Consider the following 1,207-nt stretch of genomic DNA (forward strand, 5'->3'; position numbering starts at 1 on the left):
CGACGATCCCGCAGCGCGGCATGCAGATCGCCCATATCGACATCAGCCTGATCCGCGAGGCTTTTCAGTTCCGCCTGTTCATGGAACGCGAAGCGGTGGCGCTGTTCACCGTCAGCGCTTCCGATGACGAACTTGCCCGCCTGCGGCGTGAACACGAGGAGATGCTGGCTCAAGCCCTTTCGCAGGCGCCGACGCCGGAAATGGAAGCCAGGGCGCAGAGCATCGACTGGGCGATGCACGACACTTTCATCGATGCGCTGGGCAACGAGATCATCGCCAAGGCCTATCTGGTCAACTCGGTGAAGATCCGGCTGATCCATCAGGAGCGCTTCCGCATCGACGGGCGCGTCGTGCCGGTCATGCGTGAGCACCTTGCGGTCATCGAAGCCATGGAAAGCCGCGACCCGCAGAAGGCGGTCGAGGCGATCAGCCTGCACATCGACAAGGCGCGCCGGCTGGCGCTGCAAATCTGAGGAAGCATGAGCCGCGTCGCGGTCGCGACGCATTCGACAACGACAGCAACCGGGAGGAAGAAATGTCGTCCAATCTGTTCAACCCAACCAGGAGGCAACTCCTCCAGGGAACCGCGGCACTTGCCGCCGCCGGCCTTGTGGGTGTTCGCCCAGGCTTTGCCGCGGCCGTCGACTGGAAGCGCTTTGCCGGCACGACGCTCGACGTCAATCTGGTGAAAAGCCCGCGCAGCGACACCCTGATAAAATATCTCGCCGAGTTCGAGGAGTTGACCGGGATCAAGGTCAATGCCGAGGCAACGCCTGAGCAGCAGCAGCGCCAGAAGACGGTGATCGAATTGAGCTCCGGCAAGCCGAGCTTCGACGTCGTGCATCTGAGCTACCATGTGCAGAAGCGGCAGTTCGAAAAAGGCGGCTGGCTTGCCGACATATCAGGCTATCTCGCCGACCCCACCCTTACCGATCCGGGTCTGGTCGAAAACGATTTCGCCGACGCCGGCATGCTGTTCGCCAAGGACGGTCAGGGCGTGCTGCGCTCGCTGCCCTTCTCGGTCGACTACTGGATCGTTTACTGGAACAAGGAGTTGTTCGAGGCCAAGGGCCTCAAATATCCCGAAACCTTCGAGCAGCTGGTGGCCGCGGCCGAGGCGCTGACCGACCCGTCGACCAATACTTATGGTTTCGTCGCCCGCGGCATCAAGAACGCCAACACGCCGGTGTGGACATCGCTCATGCTC

General features: G+C 61.9%; 2 protein-coding genes. Both read left to right on the forward strand.

Annotated features, from left to right (window positions below; genetic code table 11):
- Positions 1–473: GntR family transcriptional regulator (locus tag EN994_RS32250; RefSeq protein ID WP_164746457.1), on the forward strand; the 473-nt coding region annotated here is incomplete at its 5' end.
- A 62-nt stretch (positions 474–535) separates the two neighbouring features.
- On the forward strand, positions 536–1,207 hold a 672-nt coding region (locus EN994_RS32255), incomplete at its 3' end, for an extracellular solute-binding protein (RefSeq protein WP_127308192.1).

It is taken from the genome of Mesorhizobium sp. M7A.F.Ca.CA.002.09.1.1, from assembly GCF_003998555.1.
Taxonomy (GTDB): domain Bacteria; phylum Pseudomonadota; class Alphaproteobacteria; order Rhizobiales; family Rhizobiaceae; genus Mesorhizobium; species Mesorhizobium ciceri.